Source organism: Sphingobacterium bovisgrunnientis, from assembly GCF_009829085.1.
GTDB lineage: Bacteria > Bacteroidota > Bacteroidia > Sphingobacteriales > Sphingobacteriaceae > Sphingobacterium > Sphingobacterium bovisgrunnientis.
The window spans coordinates 1-19,443 of record NZ_WUQY01000017.1 but is presented as its reverse complement, the minus strand read 5'-3'; the positions used below and the strand labels follow the sequence as shown (position 1 = coordinate 19,443).

The window sequence follows — 19,443 nt, the reverse complement described above, 5'->3', positions numbered from 1 at the left end:
AAACATGACAGCAATATTCAACAAATTAAAAACAGGATTGCTACTGCTAATCCTTTCAGCATCCTTTACACTGGTATCTTGTAGCAAAGATGACGGGCTCGAAATACAAAACGATTTTCCTTTCGAAATTAATGTAATGCCGATACCTAAAGAGGTTGCCAATGGACAAACCATAGAAATACGCATTACCGTTCAGCGTACAGGCAATTACCATAATACGCAATACTATTTACGCTACTTCCAATTTGATGGAAAGGGAATATTGCAGTATTACAATGATGACCCTTATCTACCAAATGACCTCTACTCTTTGCCCACCGAACAATTTCGCTTGTATTACACTTCAAATTCAACAATATCGCAAGCCTTTGATATTTGGATTTCGGATAGCTTTGGGAATGAAAAACAATTGAATTTCCAGTTTAACAGCGTTAATTAAGAGGGATAGAAATCCTGCCCAAAAAGCAGGATTTCTTCTTTTTGTGAAATGGTCAAAGCAAAATTTTTCGTATTTTTAAAAGGTAGTTTTAAAGCTTTTATTATGATTGCGTCATTGGTTATCGGAATTCTATTTTTGATTGGAGGATTGGCACTTCGTTACTGGATTAATAGAAGAAAGTTTTACAGACGTAGTCCAACAGGAGCCGAAGGCTTTTCATCTTATGAAAGTTCTGTCTTCATTAAGCTAATCGAAAGGGTCGGAAAATGGATAGCTTACGCCATGATAATTTTCGGATTACTAGCCTTGTGGGCTTATTCAAATGAAAAAAAAGAGAAGGAAAAAGCAAGCATCGAACAACCTGTTCAAGGTAAATAGTTTTTATAAATACCTTTTTATAGTAAATCGGATAACATAAAATTATCCGATTTTATGTTTTATAAGGGTATCGAACATATCAATAGTACTGCTCACATATAAGCAAATTTTATGAAGATTGTGTTTTCGTATCGGAAGCACTTTACTATCTTTGTAGTAACATATAGAAAAATCTTAAAGTGTTTTTACTTTAAGTCCCACATTGAAAACTGGTAATTTTTAAGACTACGGGACAATAAGGAAGAACGCTCATGCCATAGGCGTGGGCGCTCGCTTATTCGTAGTCGGGTATACCAGTGCCTCAATGTCGGTGTAAGTGTAGTTGCCTGCGCTCTATTTTTGTGCAGAGCTACATCACATCTAAAAAGATATTGTATATGGAAACTGGTATTGCACAACAAAAAATCAACCTCGCATTTATCAATGATAAAAGTCCTATTCTGGATTGCATTTGTAATGACCTCATTGCTTCGGGATTTGAAGTGCTGTTCCGATCAGAAAACATTGCTGAAGGATTTTCACAATTGTCTTCATTAAATGAACTACCAAATGTTTGTATTTTTGACCTCGACTTTTACGACAAAAATATATTGGCGCAACTTCAGGAATTCAGAACAAAATACCCCAAAATTAAACTTATTGCCCATAGTGATATTGACAATGAGAAAGTCGGCAAGAGGCTTTTAGATACTGGCTTTTCGAGCTATTTACTAATTGGTAGTGATGGGGGATTATTCAAAAAAGCCATTGACAGGGCTGCCAATGGCAATTTCTTAATTTAATCTTCTATAAACTCTTCTTGTAGACTTTTAGAATTATCTTACTCAAGCTCTTAATGTGTTCATTTTCAATTTCATTAAGCTCATCAATCAAAAGACGATAATGCTCTTTAAATAACCGCAACTTTCCAATCGCCACAGCGTGTAGAAATTCTAACAATGCTTCTCCTTGATATTCATCACTATGTTTTGCAAAAGTCTTTAAAAGCATCAACATGTCCTCAGAATTCTTTCGACTAAATGAATAATTTAGTTCCTCAGGCTTGGCTGCTCTAAGAATTGCTGCTTGAATGATTCCATCGTTGAAACGATTAAAAATAAATGGATCGAGTAAATTTTTGACAAAATTAGTCTGGTAAAGCCCGTCAACTCTGTTGTTTCTCATATTGTTTAAAACACAAGAAATTGTAAAATAAACATCCGATTGAGTTACATTTTTAAAATAATCATTATCATTAAAGAATGCGGAATTTTTTCGTATTTCTAATTCATTCCCTAATATATCAGGATAAAAAATTTTTTGTGCGCCACCTTTCAATGATTTACTTGAAAAACTAGTTATAGTTTTTATTCTTTCAATTACAAAACTAGACGCTTCATCCATGTCTTCCTGAATTCCTTTTAAATGATCTAACTCTATCTCCCATGGAGTTGCTATATTCGAATTATCACAATTAATAGTTTCTATCTCGACAAATGAACTGTTTTCGGCACCGTATAAACCAAATTTAATATTACTTTTAAGCTCTTTATGCTTGTCAGAATCGCTAATCCTATTGATTCCTACAAAATAGATTAGTCTGATATTATTGTAATTTCTAAAATATCTACTTAAATAAAGTAAGTTTTTACCATTTGTTATACAAGAAGCTACAATCAAAATGGAACCAGATTCGTCTTCAGAAATCTTTTTATCCGCTAATTCTGATTGATTAATCACTTCAATTGAATTATTAGAGAAGGGAGTTGTCTTATCTAAAATGTACTTTGCTAATAACTCTGATCCCTTATCGTTTAAATGGATTATATATTTTAACGAGGCTGGTACATACTGATTAACAAAAGCATCTATCTTATCTTTATGGCTTCCAAATTGCTTATTTTCAATATTTTTAATAATATTCTCGTAGTCAATATATAAGTTGTATTTCTTCCTATTGATAGTATCTTCGCTAAAAGAAACTTTTAAGGAAGTATCAGTAATCTCGTTAAATTTAAATACCTCTACAAAATCTTTTAGGGACTTTGTTATATATTTACTCGCAATAATATTCCTTGTATTTACGATAGGTTCATCCAAACTGAAGGAATCACCAACAATCTTAATTGCTGTGGATTGATCTTCACAAAACATGCATTTTTCACCTACTTTGAACTGTTTATAAACATTTAACCCATATCCGAGTTTTTCTTTACGTTCTAAATTACAAAGCACTCTTTCAAGAGAAAGGTTTGAAGGTTTTTCTATTGGAAGATAGTATAGAACACAAATGTCCTTTGAATCTATTTCTGGATGGTTTTCCTTTAAATAATGTACCAATCCCCCTGAAGTAGAGGCTGAAATTAAAAAAATAGAATCATTATCAAATACAGTCTCTTTACTATAAATGCCATCGTAAGATTTAAAAGATTGAATATTTATATCATTTAATTCTTCAAAACGTTTCAAATATTGGTTAATTGAGTACCCTATAACATTGATTGATAATGTATCACAATAAATACTCTTAATTGTCTGGTTTTTAAATTGATGCAAAATATTCAAGCCAATGAAATCAATCTCACTTTTTTGAACTAATATATTCGCTGTCCTTAAAAATTTCGATGAATGTTTTCCAGAAGGGAATACATAATGATGAGAAATCCCGCTACTTTCGACTAATCCTCCATTTAAAACAAAAATATTCGACAATCCTTGATTGACAATTTCCTTAATATTTTTTTTTAGAAAACTTGTATTACTAGAGAAAGTAAATTCATTCCGGTTGTAAGCCCCGTAAAAAAGACTTTCACTTAGTGAATTTTCTTCCACTCTAGGTATACTTCTGAAAATATCATCAAGTTTTTCCTTAACTTCTTTTTGAGCTGAAATATTGGTTGAACAGTGAAGAAAAACAAGTGCACTGGTTTGATGAAAATGTCTAAAATGCTCCGTTAGCTCTTTTTTCAAAGCCCCAAAGTCAAACTCAATATTTGGATTAAAGATTATTGTAGCATTCTTATATTTTTTATCTTCAATCGTTGAGTTATAAATGTAAAACTTCCCCATTACTGATTGCTTTTAAAAGGATATAAAATACTGATATAAGAACCTTGTGATTTGGCAACATTATCCGTGTGAAAGCTATTGTTATTCCAGTCTTCAAGCTTTAAATCATCTAGTTTATCTATATCAATTGGTTTGTAGTTATCTTTTATAAGATCCCTAAACACGGAATATTTATCGGTAAGTATTTTTACAAACCCCTTTTTGTTAAGTATATTTAAAATTCGATCAAGTCCCATACCTTTTTTAGACCTTAAGTTTGAATTTGAAGAGGTTTGATTCTTAATAAGACACTTCTTAATAATTTCAAGATCTGTACAATTTTCTTTTTGATAAAACTTATCAATAAAACCTACACCAGAATCAAATACTAAAATTTCTAAATAGTAAACCTGTTTAAGATTATTTAAACAGTTCTGTTCAATAAATGGATGTTTGAAAAAAGATTGAATAGCAGTACCCTCATATTCATTTAGAATAGTATCAATCTTATTTTTATGAAACCTAAAATAAACACCACGAATACTTTCAGAAATTTCAATCATTTTCTCATCTGTTCTGCCCCATTCATAGGTGTTTTTAGTCAATTCGTAAACTATCGCACCAATGTCATCAAGAATACTTTCAAACTCCCTTTGATTATTTTTGTTAAATGTCAAAATATACTCATCAAAAATCTTCTTAATATTTTCTTTAATCTGATTTTCATCGTCGTTAAACCCATTTTGATTTTCAAACAACTTTATTAAGCCCTTACTTTGTGGTAAATGATCTGTGTTTGTGAAGATGTATTTAGTGCCTTTCAATCTTGACAACGAATTCATTTTTACAAAGTATTCATTTTGCTTCTCCCTAAGAACTCCCTTGATATTAATACTATTTTTGTCAGTGAACGTAACTTTATTCCATAATAACGATATAATTGGATACGCATACTCATGATCATAGAAGCTATCGATACTCGAAGCTTCATCGTCTAGAATGACAGCTTTGATGTTAGATTTTGTGTTTAATGTTATAATAAATTTTAATAAATCCCCTAGTAAACCATACGTGTATTTATCTATCGAACTCGGTAATTTTAATGTTATATCATCCAACTCCTGATTATTTATATATTTCCTACATAAATTCTCGATTTTGCCAGGAGTGATATTTTTAGGTATTGATATTTCAGTCATTGATTTCCAATTATATGATACTTAACTACACATTCTACTTGTGTGCATTAATTCCTCTATTGATCAGTTCTTTCACTACACCGAACATCATAGCAGAAAAATCCTCTTTAAAATCCTTGTTATCGGAATAAAGCTTATAAAGATCAAAGTTGGTGGTTATATGCTTTAACAATTCTTCTCCTACAACTTTATCGCTGGTAATTCGTGCATTTTGGTCATCTGAATGCTGAATTGAGCTTATTAGCTCTTTGTTCTTAGCTACATCACTAGCAATGTTTTCTGCCATTTGACGTACTTTGTCCGCATCTTCAAATTGTGTTCCATAACGATCATTGAACGTTTGTAATATATTTGAAAGTCGATCAATATCAGCTTCAGAACTACCACCTCTCATATCAGTAGGAATTGGTTTTAAATCCTCACCTTGTTCCATTGCAATATTTGTCGTTGCTTCCAATTGCAAACGATAGCTATCCATATCTATATTGTCTAATATCCCTTGTGCCAAATCAGTAGACGTTTCACCTCCTAATTTATTTTGTAGATGGTTTAGAAAAATATAAAGTCTTTCTAAATATGGATTTTCAAAAGGGACAATCTGAGAAAGAAAAATATATAAACGAACATAGGTTTTAACCTTTGCTCTAAAATCGGTTTGCTGTTCTTCTTCTAAATCGTTTCTAAATATTGTACTAGAACTATCAAGCATTGCATGTAACTGATCTACAGAAACATTTTCTAATATTTTATTCGAAAATTCAATTACCTGTTCTCTCGTATAAACTTGAAAATTATCCAAAGCATCTTGCAGATCGAATAATTTATTCGGATCAGTTGCCTCACCTAAAATGGTACTTTCAAAATAAGGTTTAAATGCTTTTTCAATATCTTCCGCTGTATTTGCAAAGTCTAAAACAAATGTTTCTTTCTTTAAGGGATGACTTCTGTTTAGCCTTGAAAGTGTTTGCACGGCATTGACACCCCCCAATTTTTTATCTACATACATTGTATGCAAAAGCGGTTGATCAAAACCTGTTTGAAATTTATTAGCGACCAATAAAAAACGGTAGTCATTTTTCTCAAATTCAGAAGGAATACTTGCACTTGAGAATCCATTTAAGCTGGCTTCAGTTTCTCCCTCTATTTCTCCTGAAAATGCGACAATCGCTTTGTAAGGGCTATTTATTTTAGTCAAATAATCATCAAATGCTCGTTTATACTTTACTGCGTTAGCTCTGCTGCTGGTTACCAGCATCGCTTTTGCAAAACCACCCATTCGCTTTTTCTTTACAACATTCTCTATAAAATGGCTAATGATTAGAATAGCTTTTTTCTTAATGGCATGATCGTGACTTTCTACATAAGCTTTTAATTTCTTTTGAGCATTTAGTTTGTCATATTCAGGGTCGTCTTCAATCTTTTTGAGTAACGCATAATAGCTTTGGTAGGTCGTATAATTCTGTAATACATCCATAATAAAACCTTCTTCAATAGCTTGTTTCATTGAGTACAAATGAAATGCTCTAAACTTGGTTTTATCGCCTTCTGTAAATGGAACACCAAACAACTCTAAGGTTTTGTTTTTAGGTGTTGCTGTAAAAGCAAAATAACTGGCATTTGGCAATAACTTTCTTGACTTAATCAAATCTGTTATTAAATCTTCACCTGTTACAGTATCATAATCATCGGTTTTTATTTCATCGTCTTCATTTGGCTTTGCCAAAGCCTCGTTTAGTTTTCTTGCCATTTGTCCACTCAAACTGCTGTGAGCTTCGTCAATAATAATAGCAAAGTTAGCACCAGGCAAGTCACCAATTTCTTCAACAATATGAGGGAATTTTTGGATAGTGGTAATGATGATCTTTTTCCCTTCTTCCAACGCTTCTTTTAGTTGCTTACTCCCTTCAGTAATAGCTTCAACCACTCCGTTTACTTGTTGAAACTGCTTAATGTTGTTTCGAATTTGGGCATCCAAAACCCTTCTATCGGTAACTACAACTACCGTATCAAAAATATTATCAGTTCCTGTTTTATCATGTAAACCAACCAATTGATGTGCCAACCAAGAAATCGAATTTGATTTACCAGATCCTGCCGAATGTTGAATTAAATATTTTTGGCCTGAACCATTTATTTGCGCATCGGCTAATAAATTACGCACTGCAAGTAATTGATGATAGCGTGGAAAAATCATTTTCTTCTCTTTTCGAGTCTTGATTTTTCCTTTTTCGTCCAAATATTCCTTTTCTTCTGTTATCAATTGACAGAAGTTCTGAACAATATCTGTAAGATTAGCTTTTGTTAAAATTTCTTTCCATAGATAATCGGTTTTGATGCCATTATTTGGCGGATTTCCTGCGCCGTTATTATATCCTTTATTGAAAGGTAAAAAGTAAGATTTCTCTTTTTTAAGTTGTGTACACATCCATACTTCTTCCGTATCTACCGCAAAGTTTACCATTAATCTACCCAAACGGAATAGTTCCTCATTTGGGTCTCGATCATTTTTGTATTGCTTTATCGCATGTTGTACATTTTGTTTGGTAAGTTCATTTTTCAATTCAAATGATATCACCGGAATACCATTGATAAAAATCATCAGATCTAATGACTTTTTATCCTTTGGTGAAAAGTAAACCTGGCGCATAACAGAAAACTGGTTAGATTCATATAAAGCGTTGGCAGAAGCATTATAGCCAGAAACTGGTTTGTCGTAAAACAAACGAAGTTTAGTATCTGTAAAACCGTCTATAATGCCTTTGCGAAGCACTTCTATAATACCTTTAGCTTGTATTTGGTCATTTAAGCGTTTAATTATCTTCTGCTTATATAGGTCTTTATGATACATTTTAAGTTTGGCAATAGCTTTAGGTTGAGTCGCTTCTAAAAATTGAAAAAGTAACTCATTATCTAAACAAGAGACATTATCATATGCTTTGTTTTCACGTAACACATACTTATTCTGTTCAACCAAATATTGAGAGATGTGAGCTTCCAAGCCTTTTTCGGTGGTATCTGTTTGTTTACTCATTATTCAAATTTCTTATTTAGGCGCTCAAGTTCATCCGTAACCTCAGTTAGTAATAATATTCTTTGTTGTCTTGGCATATCCGGATGTATCCAAAATCTTGATTTATCACTTAGTTGCCGTGCCAGCTCTCTATCTATTAATCGAGTTTTAGAGGCTGCGTCGTTCCATAAATCCGATAATTGCTGGTTAGCAACATACTCACCATTTTCATTTCTCAAGTAATTATAGGTATAACTCCAAGCTTTAGATATTGATGTAATCGCATCATTTACTCTTACTTTGTGCTTATCGCTGTATTGTAAAAGTTTATCAACTATTGCGCTTAAAATATTTATATCTGCTAAAAAACTCATAACTAATATTCTACTATTTCATATTTCTCTCCACCCTCAGCCACCATACTTAATTCTTCTTCCAATTCCTCATACGTTTCTTCTTCTGAATGTTTAGGAATTACGTATGCTCGCACATCGATTTTACCCGTTACCGCCTCGGATATTAATGCTGTTTTGTATTCTTCTACTAAGGCAATTTCCTTCTCTATTTTGGAAATAGTAGTGTTAATGGTAACTGTCTCATTAAATATAAATTCGACTATTTGGCTTTGTTCATTACTTGGAGGTAAGGGAACTTTTGCATTTTTCAAATCGTATACACCCAATCCAACCCTTGTGACTCCATTAGACCGTATTTCAAACTGGATATTGATTTCTTTGCACTGCAATACTCTAAAGAGGAATTCTCCATAAAGTTTCTCATTTGGTCGAAGAACACTTAAATGATAGCCACATACGACTTTAGTTAAAGGTTCTTTTACATAAGCTGGAACGGCGATGTCATTTGCAGTTTCAGAATCCTTGGTAATAACTACATCTCCCTGTAATAAGGTGAATTTTTCTATTTGCTCATCTGTCGCTGTTGCCAACATTAAATCCATAGAATCAGTTATGTAATCATTTTTATAAACATCTGTGTAATTACATAGCCTTACTTGTTTTTCATCTTCCTTTGAATGCTTATCAATATTGCTAGGGAAACAATTTGCTACAAACTTTAACTTTCTTACTTCCCAATGTATTGGAATATGCCCCAGCCATTCTATACCACTGGGTTTAGTTTTTACATTTGGATCCAAACCTTTAGTTACCGCATTATTAATAATAGCTGCCTTTTGCTCGTTTAATAATTTTATTAGCTGCTTTTTATTTCGGATAAAGCGGTTTATTTTTGCCAGTTTGTAATCTAAAAAACGAGCAATAGCAGTTTGTTCCTGTTTTGGAGGGACAGGGAATAGAAAGTTTTTAAAGTTGTCTGATGGCATTCTCCATCTACCTAATTGAGCCGCACCTTGGCCTTCTGCGAAGAAAATTTTCTGCTTATAACACATCTGCAGAAGTCTAAGCATATAATTTTTATCTGATTGATTATCTATTTGAGAAAAAACACGGTAGTCAGGACTAATAACCCCATCGTATTTCGAAATATCAACATATCCAGTAAGTAAGTCCATATGGTTCATTCCAAATTCACCTGTATAGATTCTTTGGTATTTAGAGTAATCCATAGCAAGCTGTCCTTTTCCAGAGGTAATATCTTTCACTTTTATACCATGCTGAGTGATTGACAAAACATTGTACCCCAGTTCTCCTACAATTCGTTTTTGAATTCTAAAAATATGTTTAAGACGCTTGGTTTCCCAGTGTTTGGGGATTCTACCTGCCCAAGAGATACTACTGTCTCTGTAATAACTGTATTTAATTCTCATTCTACAATCTCTTTTAGTAATCCGTCAGTTTCACTTTCTAACTGTAAAATATCTGAAGCAATTTCATCCAATGATCTTAGCTGTTCATACTGATAAAAATATTTACTAAAGGGTATTTCATACCCCACCTTCATTTTAGTTTTGTCATACCAAGCGTCAGGTGCAAAAGGTAATACCTCCTTTTTAAAATATTCGGGAATGCTATCTTTCATGGGAACATTTTCAATATCTTTTAAACTACTGTCACTTCGAGGTTTACCTTTACTATCGATTATTTTTTTTCCATTCTCATCTTTTTCAGGTTGATGAACCGTTATTTGGTAGAATCCAAAATCTTGATTGTCGAAAATTCTGCTGTATTCGTTTTCCTCAAACGCAAAATACATTTCCTGAATGGTCTGAATATGCTCAGGTTTAAACTGTACTCGTTTATCTCCTAAATTTTTTCGCATTTTTTGATAAAATTCATCCGAAGAAGCGCTTATCAACTGTACTTTACCTTTTCGATGAGCTTCTTTTACATTTGTCAATAACCATATATAGGTCGTGATACCTGTATTGTAAAACATGTCATTTGGTAACTGAATAATGCATTCCAATAAATCATTTTCCAGTATGTATTGACGAATACCGCTTTCGCTACTTCCTGCATCTCCTGTAAACAATGCTGAACCATTATGAACGGAAGCAATACGGCTACCACCGTCTTTCGGGTCTTTCATTTTAGAAAGCATATGCAGCATAAACATCAACTGACCATCATTACTTCTTGAAGTCAAACATGTTTCTTCCAATTCGCCTTTGAAGTTTTTGATAGGCAGATTGAAGCGTTTATCAACGATGCTTATTTTCTTTGCTGTTCCTACGTTTAAATTTTCTATATCTTGTTTCCAAGTAGTTCCATACGGAGGATTAGTCAGCATGAAATTAAATTTCAAATCGGGATCAAATCCGTATTCGCTCAGTGTAGAACCAAACTTTATTTTGTCAGGGTCTTCATTTTTTAGCAACATATCCGATTTACAGGTTGCATACATTTCTCCTGTATTTTCTTGACCATATAAGTGGAAAGTTGCTTTTGATTTTATTTCTCCTTCGGGATTGGTTGCAAATAATTTTGACTGTGTCAACATCGCTCCCGAACCTGCGCAAGGATCATACACCAAAAAAGTGCCTTGTTGAATTTTGTCTTTTACAGGAAGATACACCAAATGCGTCATCAGTTCTATGATTTCCCTAGGTGTAAAGTGACGACCTGCCGCAGCATTTGTTTTCTCGTTGAATCTGCGAATTAAATCCTCAAACATATAACCCATTGCCATAGGTGATATTTTATCTGGACTTAATTCTACTTTTGGATTACAGAATTTTTCAAGTAATGAGAACGTAATGCCTGTACTTTCAAATGTTTCTAATTGATTTCTGAATTTGAATTTGCTGATAATGTCTTGTACATTTTCAGAAAAACCATTCAGATAATCTAAAAAATTAGCATCTATATTTTTAGGATCTGCCAACAGTTTTTTCATCGTAAACTGAGAGGTATTATAAAATGCCAAGCCCGTACCATGTTGTTCACTTGTAAGCAATCCTGATAAATTATCTATTTTATCTCTAAATGCTTCGTGTGTCTTCAGTACTTTATCTTTGGTTACTTCCAATGCTAAATCCAAACGTCTCAAAACCGTCATCGGAAGTATTACATCTTGGTACTGGTTTTCAAGAAACTTATTAATCAATACATCGTCTGCAACTGTCCAAATAAAGTTGATGATCGGTTGAAGGGTTTGTGTATTTAAACTCATATCTTAATTCTTCTATTTGCTGTGTCTATTCGATTTTTGAAATTGCAAAAACAATCAAACTTTTACAGAAAGATTTGATAATTATAATGCTCATTCCAAGTTTTTAGTACTATTTGGGTATTAATAAAAATATAATTAGTTCTTTCAAGATGGATCTGTCCCGAAATCAATACTAAGGAATATTATTATAATTCACATAAACCATTCTAAAATAACAAATTTAACCAATTAAACGATTTATTGGTGATTCAAACCAACAAATAACATACTAATTGATACAGCTTCTCTTTGGTTGATGTGGGAAGAGAAAAAGGTTTCGATTCAACATCAAATATTGGGGTACCGAATATCCCTTGAAAATAATACATAATGAAGCTATTCGAATTGTTTTTGAATTTAGGCCATTTTTTTATCCTAATTCATCTTGTGTTATTATTTTAATTTTATCTCCAAACTTCTCAATGATCTCATCATCTGTAATTGTATCCGGAAATGCCATTGCTAATAAATATTTTGGTCTAGATAAGGCTACATACATTAATCTTTTCGTTTCATTAGGGAAAATATTCTCATTATTTGATATGTTTTCAAATATGATATTATCCTTATGCTTTTTCTCATTAAAGAAAACAAGAATTGAGTCCAAGGTTTGACCTTTTACCTGATGTATTGTAGTAATGGGAATATTGAAAGCAGAAAAAGATTTTTTAAAATGCTGGCTTACCGTTTCCAATAATGTAGATTTTTCTAAATACTTTGATTTTCTACTTCGCAAATTAAAGTCAACATCATAATTAAGGTTCAATCTATTTTTTAGAAAAGATTGGGTTTCTGCTGTCCAGTCTTGAATGGTTAGGCTGAAATCGGGCAATTCATCTAGTAAGGCAATCATTACAGAATTGAAGAGTGGATCAATACTCTTCTCTTTTTCAATTTCCTTCAGTAAATGATAATCTGTTGTATCTGCATAAATGAGATGGATACTGATTGCTCGTATTTCTTTTATCGCATTTTTAATATCACCGCTGATGTAGAGGTTTTTAGCATAAATAATATCTTTTGGTAATTCTGTTCCCCAAGGTCTTTGTTCTAGTTTTTTTCCTAGCAACGCGTCTTTTAATGAATTTCCTCTAACTACAATACTGCTATTAAGATGCTTTTTGTCTGCACAATAATCGTCATAATGTTTAATTATTAATTGGTGGTTATTGCTTGAATATTTGTACACTATAACAGAATTATTTTGCTCCTCACAGTCAACACTATTAATTACTGAGTCGTCTGAACGTCTAACTTTTGAAAAAACATCAATGATACTTTGAGGTGAACGTCTATTATCTGTCAAGTCAAACGATTGCCACGTCTGATCGCTTTCATATTTTCTTAAAAATTCATCAGGTTTTGCATCTCTCCATTCATACAGACTTTGATAAGGATCCCCAATTAATTCAATATTTTTTAGCCCCTGTTTTACCAATTCCTCAAATATGGCGTGCTGTATTAAAGAATTGTCCTGTGCCTCATCAATTATAATAAAAGGGAATCTTAAACTAAGCCACTGGCAAATTTTTGGATTATTTCTTAATAAATGTAGTGCAATATATGCTGAGTCTCCGGTTGATATGAGCCCTTTTGTAAATTGCTTATTTTTAATTAGCTGGCAATACTTGTTAAAATTCTCTCTATCTACCTTATCAGTAGACGGCTGATTGCCATTTATTGAAAAAGTACCATCAGGCTCGATTCTTATTTCGCTTGGAGGATATAGATGAAAAATACTGCGATTGTTTTTTGCTTTATATTCTGTGTTATTCAAAGGTCGTAATAAACCATCTAGTGTCTTTCCATTTTTCACATAGGTCGTTTTCCACATATCATCTAAGATACTTGTATGGTCAAGTATCTTAGGTCTATTAAAATCACGATTAAGTAAATTGTAAAAAGGAAGTGTAATAAATTTATTTATAAAACTATCAATAGTTGATACGTGATTAGGAAACTGAAGTGATTTACCACTTAGCTTTCTATAAGCTTCATTAATTTCGTCTTTCGCAGAATTCGTGAACGATAAACAAGCCACACCCGAATGACCTCCAATTTCTTTTGAAGTTTCTAAATTTAAAATCTTCTTCGCAATAGTTGTTGTTTTTCCACTACCTGGACAGGCGTTCAGAATAACTTTTCCCCTAGCTTCTAGATAAGCTAATCTCTCCTCATTTTCAAAATACATTATAATCCGTTTTTTAAATGGGTTAAGGCATTTAATATATATTTTGGAACTATAAATGATGCTTTTGCATCTTCCAAATTATCAAGCAAATGAATTGAAAAGTCTTGTGCAAATTCAGCTTTAGCGGGTAAAGTTTTCCATAGGAGAATGGCAACTTTTCTTCTTTGCTCATCTGTCATTAAATCTGTAGCAAATGTCGCCATATAAGCAACAATTTTACTGATTTTAGCACCATCTACGGCGTCTAAATATTTTACTAAAAAGTTGCTTTTAAAATTTCTCCTATCATCACTTATGTTAAATGATGCAATTTCATATTCTAATGTTTTGAATGACTCAAAGATTTGAATGTTATCCGCATTATTTTTTACAGAATTCAAGTTTTTTATTCTCGTTACTGCATGTCCTTTTTGAATAGAATCATCTAACAGATCGAGAATAGTGGTATCATTTATCAAATTATCAAAACTATATTCAGATTTTTTTGAATCTGTAAATCTATCATCATCTGTGATAATAGAGATAGGTTTGTTAATTCTCTCTAATAGATTTGTATTATTAAAGAGATAAAGAAAAGGATAGAAAGATGTTCCTTTTACATTAACAATTTCAGTTCTATAATCCTCCAATTTATAATCTTCCAAAAGAGTAAACGCTGAAATCAAAAGTTCTTCTGAGATCCCTTCAATAAACAAAATTGATTTTGCAAATAGGAGTTGAGATTTCGTTACATCGATATATCTCTGAAGCTTCTTCATCCTATTTTCAAAATCAGCATTTAATAATGCTTTATTATTAGTTGTATCTTCAACTATTTTTTCAACCTCCCTATTTTGAAATTGTTTATCAAGTTTTGTCGCTTTGCCACAATCTAAAAGAATAAGATTTTTTAGAGGAACTTTTGAAGTTAAAGTCGGTGAATGAGTCGTTATAAATAACTGACTATTTTCGGTTGCATTTGCATTATTGAGAAAGTTATAGAGGCTTAATTGTAATTGAGGATGGAGATGAGATTCGGGTTCTTCAATTAATAGGGAGAAATGAGGAAGACCATTATCTTTAATTTGCTCTTTTATGTCACCAAGAACAACTGCTATGTATATCAGATTGTTTAAACCCAAACTATTTTGCCATAGATGAAATCCTTCATCCGTTAAGGTTACTCTATCATGTGGAAGATAGGGTTTAATAGCATTAACAATATATTCTGTTTTTGCTTCTTCAATTCTAACACCAATTTTATTATCAATGACCTTTTTAAAAATACTTTCGAGATTTGTATTTACTCCATCTCTGGTATTTTTCACTTCGTCGCGACTCAACAATTGAGAATTAGCATCTTTAATAATTTGTTCAATTTCAGACTCAGACTTTTCTCTCTTTACAAATCGTCTTATAACTTTTCCAAGAATATTATTTCGAGTACTCAGTAAATCTTTAGTACTATCTCTCAATGCTCCTAAATAGTAGTGTTGGAAAAGCTCAAATGTTTTATAATCGGCTTTTTGTCCATCAATATTCCCTGTATTGTATGAGAAGTTTGGATATTTTCCATCTTTCTCTTCGTATGAAATCGAGACTTTAGCATAATCTTCTTCGATCCTATTAGGATCGATTACCATATATTCATAGAAAGCTCCTTTTTGTGCTGTAGATAGCCCCTTGAAAATATATGTTATAGTAATGAGTGAAGACTTTTGAATAGCCTTGATTCCTTCGTTCTCAACTGTCTTTTGGTGAAAGTCGTCCGATGAAACAGAAATCTCTCTAATAGGCTCTCCAATATTATATAACAGACGTATAGCGTCAATCATTGCCGATTTTCCGCATCCATTCTCTCCAATAATTATATTTAATTTGGGATCAAACTCTGTTTCAACTACCTCAATTCCTTTATAGTTTTCAACTTTTAAATATGCTAAATACATTTACGATAATTTGGTTAGAAATAAAAAATAAAGTGTTGAAGTTTAGTGTCTATATAAATTAAGTCACCCTAACTTATATAATTCTTATAGAAATAATCAACACTTTAAGCCTTTTGCTAATTTAAACAAAAAAGGTATCGAATAATAGATTGCTTTAAAATATCATCATCAACCAAGCGACGTTCTTTTGCTTCTCTTTGGTCGCTGTGTGAAAAGAAAAGATGTAAATTCAAAATCAAATATTGGGATACCGAATATCCCACGAAAATATTTCGCAACCTATTTTGATAAAATGACGAAGTAAACAATTTATCAAAGTGGTTGCACCATATTTAGTAAAAAAACGTTTTTGACCATCGGAAGAAATTGTTTTTTAACTTCCCAAATCCTATTCAAAAATACGGATTCACAAATCCGTCAAAATATTTCGCAAGCTGTTTGCTTTATGCGGAGGATTTTGCAAAGTGGTTGCTCCGATTAAAAACGAAAAGACGGTTCCGACCAAAGGAAGGATTCGTCTTTTCGCCGCCAGTCCTAATACTTTAGGGCTGGCAAATTTTTCTTTCCAATAACGTTTCTAATATTTCACAATCACTGTCATAGATTTCACCCTCAAAAGAGTAGGTATCTGTTTCTTCATCAAACTGATATTGTTCAAAATCTTCATCATCCAAATAAATATCCGTGAGTAGCTTGTCCGAAAATGTTACTCTACCATAAACAAGATTACTTATTTCCTCATAATCCTGTACAAAATTCACCTGGTAGTAGGCTGCTATCTTTTGAACAATTTCAATATTGGGTGACCATTTTGTTTCGTATTGAAAAATACCTGTGTCGCCTTCATTCGAATAGATATTAAAAAAGTAACCACCATTTTCATCGGTGACAAAATCAGGTAATTGACCTTGATTTGTTTGTTCTTCTTTGCTTTTCATGGTTTGGAAAAGCTGTTCTATCTGTTTGATAGCTTCCTCATTTCCCTCGAAAACTATCGTGTTACTGCACCAATTTGCCATACTATTTGATTTTAGTAGGCTACCACCGATTAAAGTGGTAGCCTGTTGATTTATTAAATTAAGTTTAAAATATCCGCACCATCTGTAGCAAAAGAGGTACATAAATCGAATGCTTTCTGTGACTTGAGTTGAGCCGTTCCACCCAATACAATACTTTGCAGTTTGGCTTCATCATTTTTGTAATTTCTTACATTTTGATAGTAGCCTGTTACGGCATTGTACGCACCAAATAAAGTTCCTTTTGTCGTATCCATTTGCTGGGTATCACTTATCATTGCATAAGCAAAAGCATCTTCAACAACATTTTTAAAAACTGTTGACATTTCGTCTTCCGCACCTTTTTGGAGTAAATCCAATGTTTCTTTATTTGGACAAAGTGCCAATTGGATTAACTTTTTAACCTCTTGGTCTGTTACTTTTACTTTTGTCCAACCATTGAAGATACTTTCTAGCTGTGTGCTTAATGTATTAGCCAATCCCATAATTTTATGAGCATTCTCAATACGTTGTTTTGCTCCAGATGTGTGTTTGATCCGCACAACATTCGTCATATTACGTAAAGAAGCATTTAAGGTATTTTGGCAAACAATACGAATAGGTGTAAATGCTGCTGTAATACTTCCGCTACCATCGTGCGAGGTTGTGAGGAAAATATACTTTTCGGTTACGTCATCGCCATTGCCCACACGAATATAATCGGGCAATTTGGCTGTAATAAATATACGCTCTCCATTCCCTAACGCTCCTGCTGTTTCGTACAGAATGCCATCGCCACCACCTACAATAGCATCAAAGAAATTAAAGGCCTCTCTATTTTGTACGATGTGGTAATCTTTACCGACCACACCCAATACGGCATTGTTATCGGTGCGAATATTCGCAAAGTAGTTAGGTACTTCCAGTTCGTTACTGCCTATTTCGATACCTTGTGCAGTCTCGATAATACCCGAACCTTTGGTGAATAGTGGACTTTTTACGACTTCGTAATCTAAACCTGCGTGTTTGATAGCTTCTGCACTTGTTGGGTATTGCTCTACAATTTGCCCCAAACCGTGCCATGCTTTTTGTTGTACTGTAAAGAAGCTGTATTTTCCTGTTCTCTCGTTGAAATTTATATTATGTGCCATGATGTTTAAAATTTATAGTTTGAAAAATGATTTGATACTCGTTCTTAAAATGGGAGATCGTCTTCCGTTTCTTCTGCTGTGACTTTCTTGCTTTTGGATGATTTAGGAGCTTGCACATCTTCCGTTTTCTTGCTAGCTCCGTGCAGTTTAATTTGTGAAGTATAGAAATTTAATCCTGCTCTCGGTTCTCCGTCATTTCCTGTCCACGCTCTTGTGCTTACTCTACCTGTGAGTTCTACCAAAGTGCCCTTTGTTAGTAATGTTGCTACCTTGGAAGAAATCCAATAAGCACAATCGAAATAGGTAGTTTGTTCCACTCGTTCGCCTTGCTTGTTTCGGTAGCTTTCATTTGTAGCTACTGAAAAGTTTACAACTTGTTTGTCTTGTGACGTTGTGCGTACTTCCGCATCCTTCGTCAATCGTCCGATAATGTTCATAATCGTTCCTGTTTTAAAATTTTACATTCTGTTACGTTCGCTTTTCTTATCACCTGCTTGCTTTTGTTGTCGCTCGCCTCGCTTCGCATAAATTTTTCCAAAAGAAAAACCGGAAAAAAGAAAGCAGGCCTTCAAGGCGGTCAAGTGGAAAGGCCAAAAGGAAACGGAATAATTGGAGGGTACCTTTAGGGAGGAAACCGTTTATGCCGTAGTCTTTTGGCTGGATATGAGCGTGGGCTGACCGCCGTACTTTGGCTGCCTTTTTACCGGTTTGTTATGGAAATATTCTGTTCTAATTTTTGTGGAACAATGCTAGGCTGTGAAAGCCGAAAAGAGAAGTTTGAAAAATGGAACTGATAGGGCAATGAGCGGAGGTACATTCTTTCAAATTTCTATTCCAGAAATAGCCAAAAGCTCTTTTACAGCAGAGGGAAATGCGGTGGAAATGTAAATGTGCTTTGGGTATAAAAAATAAAGGCACAAAAAAAGCAGGAACGTTAAATCCTGCTTAGCTCAGCAATTTCCATTTACAATTGATTTAATTTATCCATTAATTACAATCATATATGCTGATATTTTATATATTTTAAAGTTAATAAATTCGTAAATTTGAATTAAAAAATCATTACTGTCCTAAATAAATTTTAAGGCGCATATTATCTGCTATCTTTTATGAATTAAGAAAGCTTTTGTTAAAAAATCAAATTATATCCTACCTATGGTTTTTAGAAAAGTTTATATTGTCCTATTTTGTCAGGCGGTTTACCTGAAAAGAATGGATCATTAGCCCATTTCCAGAGATCAATTTTCACAAATATATTTAAGCGAATAAAGTTCACCAGATTGGATAAGTTCCATTCATATTTAGCTTTCTTCTGTATGTATTTGAAGAGTAGTATTCCTATTAATGCAGTCCAAATTTGGATGTAGACAGCGTTTTCTGAGGTTCCAACAAAACTGGTTACTTTCAGACGCTGTTTTAGATGTTTGAAGAAAGTTTCAATCTCCCATCTTTCCTTATATAAGGCCGCTACTGTTGATGCTTTCCAGGTGAAATT

15 protein-coding genes are annotated in these 19,443 nt (G+C 33.0%); 3 read left to right on the top strand and 12 right to left on the bottom strand.

Features of this window, described 5'->3' with window-relative positions; all coding sequences use genetic code 11:
• The first annotated feature begins 4 nt into the window (after nucleotides 1-4).
• The 3 genes from GOQ16_RS09705 (at nucleotide 5) to GOQ16_RS09695 (ending at nucleotide 1,599) form a co-directional block, all read left to right on the top strand.
• The gene (locus GOQ16_RS09705) at nucleotides 5-439 is read left to right on the top strand and encodes a DUF3872 domain-containing protein (RefSeq protein WP_160069091.1); all 435 of its coding nucleotides are present in this window, start codon (nucleotides 5-7) and stop codon (nucleotides 437-439) included.
• Nucleotides 440-487: 48 nt separating this feature from the next.
• Nucleotides 488-817 carry a molybdenum ABC transporter permease gene (locus tag GOQ16_RS09700; protein WP_438865729.1) on the top strand — a complete coding sequence of 110 codons (330 nt, stop codon included), beginning with the start codon at nucleotides 488-490 and terminating at the stop codon, nucleotides 815-817.
• 377 nt (nucleotides 818-1,194) lie between these two features.
• Nucleotides 1,195-1,599, top strand: coding sequence for a response regulator (locus tag GOQ16_RS09695; protein ID WP_160069090.1), 405 nt, complete (start codon nucleotides 1,195-1,197; stop codon nucleotides 1,597-1,599).
• A gap of 4 nt (nucleotides 1,600-1,603) precedes the next feature.
• On the opposite strand, the gene GOQ16_RS09690 is transcribed toward GOQ16_RS09695, so the two are convergent.
• The 12 genes from GOQ16_RS09690 to GOQ16_RS18410 form a co-directional block, all read right to left on the bottom strand.
• Nucleotides 1,604-3,865, bottom strand: a complete 2,262-nt coding sequence (locus tag GOQ16_RS09690; RefSeq protein WP_160069089.1) for an NOC3 family protein — start codon at nucleotides 3,863-3,865, stop codon at nucleotides 1,604-1,606.
• Nucleotides 3,865-5,043, bottom strand: a complete 1,179-nt coding sequence (locus GOQ16_RS09685) for a hypothetical protein (RefSeq protein WP_160069088.1) — start codon at nucleotides 5,041-5,043, stop codon at nucleotides 3,865-3,867. Before GOQ16_RS09685 ends, GOQ16_RS09690 begins: the two co-directional genes overlap by 1 nt.
• Before the next feature lie 34 nt (nucleotides 5,044-5,077).
• Entirely contained in the window at nucleotides 5,078-8,074 is a 2,997-nt protein-coding gene (locus GOQ16_RS09680; protein ID WP_160069087.1) for a type I restriction endonuclease subunit R, read from the bottom strand.
• A complete protein-coding gene (locus GOQ16_RS09675; protein ID WP_160069086.1) occupies nucleotides 8,074-8,427 on the bottom strand; it encodes a hypothetical protein in 354 nt (117 codons plus the stop codon). Before GOQ16_RS09675 ends, GOQ16_RS09680 begins: the two co-directional genes overlap by 1 nt.
• Nucleotides 8,428-8,429: 2 nt before the next feature.
• Nucleotides 8,430-9,839 carry a restriction endonuclease subunit S gene (locus GOQ16_RS09670; protein ID WP_160069085.1) on the bottom strand — a complete coding sequence of 470 codons (1,410 nt, stop codon included), beginning with the start codon at nucleotides 9,837-9,839 and terminating at the stop codon, nucleotides 8,430-8,432.
• The gene (locus GOQ16_RS09665; RefSeq protein ID WP_160069084.1) at nucleotides 9,836-11,644 is read right to left on the bottom strand and encodes a type I restriction-modification system subunit M; all 1,809 of its coding nucleotides are present in this window, start codon (nucleotides 11,642-11,644) and stop codon (nucleotides 9,836-9,838) included. The genes GOQ16_RS09670 and GOQ16_RS09665 overlap by 4 nt, the downstream gene beginning before the upstream one ends.
• Before the next feature lie 409 nt (nucleotides 11,645-12,053).
• Entirely contained in the window at nucleotides 12,054-13,874 is a 1,821-nt protein-coding gene (locus tag GOQ16_RS09660; RefSeq protein WP_160069083.1) for a UvrD-helicase domain-containing protein, read from the bottom strand.
• The gene (locus tag GOQ16_RS09655) at nucleotides 13,874-15,802 is read right to left on the bottom strand and encodes an ATP-dependent nuclease (RefSeq protein WP_160069082.1); all 1,929 of its coding nucleotides are present in this window, start codon (nucleotides 15,800-15,802) and stop codon (nucleotides 13,874-13,876) included. The genes GOQ16_RS09660 and GOQ16_RS09655 overlap by 1 nt, the downstream gene beginning before the upstream one ends.
• Nucleotides 15,803-16,344: 542 nt before the next feature.
• The gene (locus GOQ16_RS09650; RefSeq protein WP_160069081.1) at nucleotides 16,345-16,821 is read right to left on the bottom strand and encodes a DUF1281 family ferredoxin-like fold protein; all 477 of its coding nucleotides are present in this window, start codon (nucleotides 16,819-16,821) and stop codon (nucleotides 16,345-16,347) included.
• Between the two features lie 53 nt (nucleotides 16,822-16,874).
• On the bottom strand, nucleotides 16,875-17,948 hold the full coding sequence (locus GOQ16_RS09645) for a DUF932 domain-containing protein (RefSeq protein WP_160069080.1): 1,074 nt from the start codon (nucleotides 17,946-17,948) through the stop codon (nucleotides 16,875-16,877).
• 44 nt (nucleotides 17,949-17,992) lie between these two features.
• Nucleotides 17,993-18,385 (bottom strand): single-stranded DNA-binding protein, encoded by a 393-nt coding sequence (locus GOQ16_RS09640; RefSeq protein WP_160069079.1) that lies wholly within the window; start codon nucleotides 18,383-18,385, stop codon nucleotides 17,993-17,995.
• 725 nt (nucleotides 18,386-19,110) lie between these two features.
• Nucleotides 19,111-19,443, bottom strand: a 333-nt coding sequence (locus tag GOQ16_RS18410; protein WP_160069078.1) for a transposase, incomplete at its 5' end; no start/stop codon positions are given.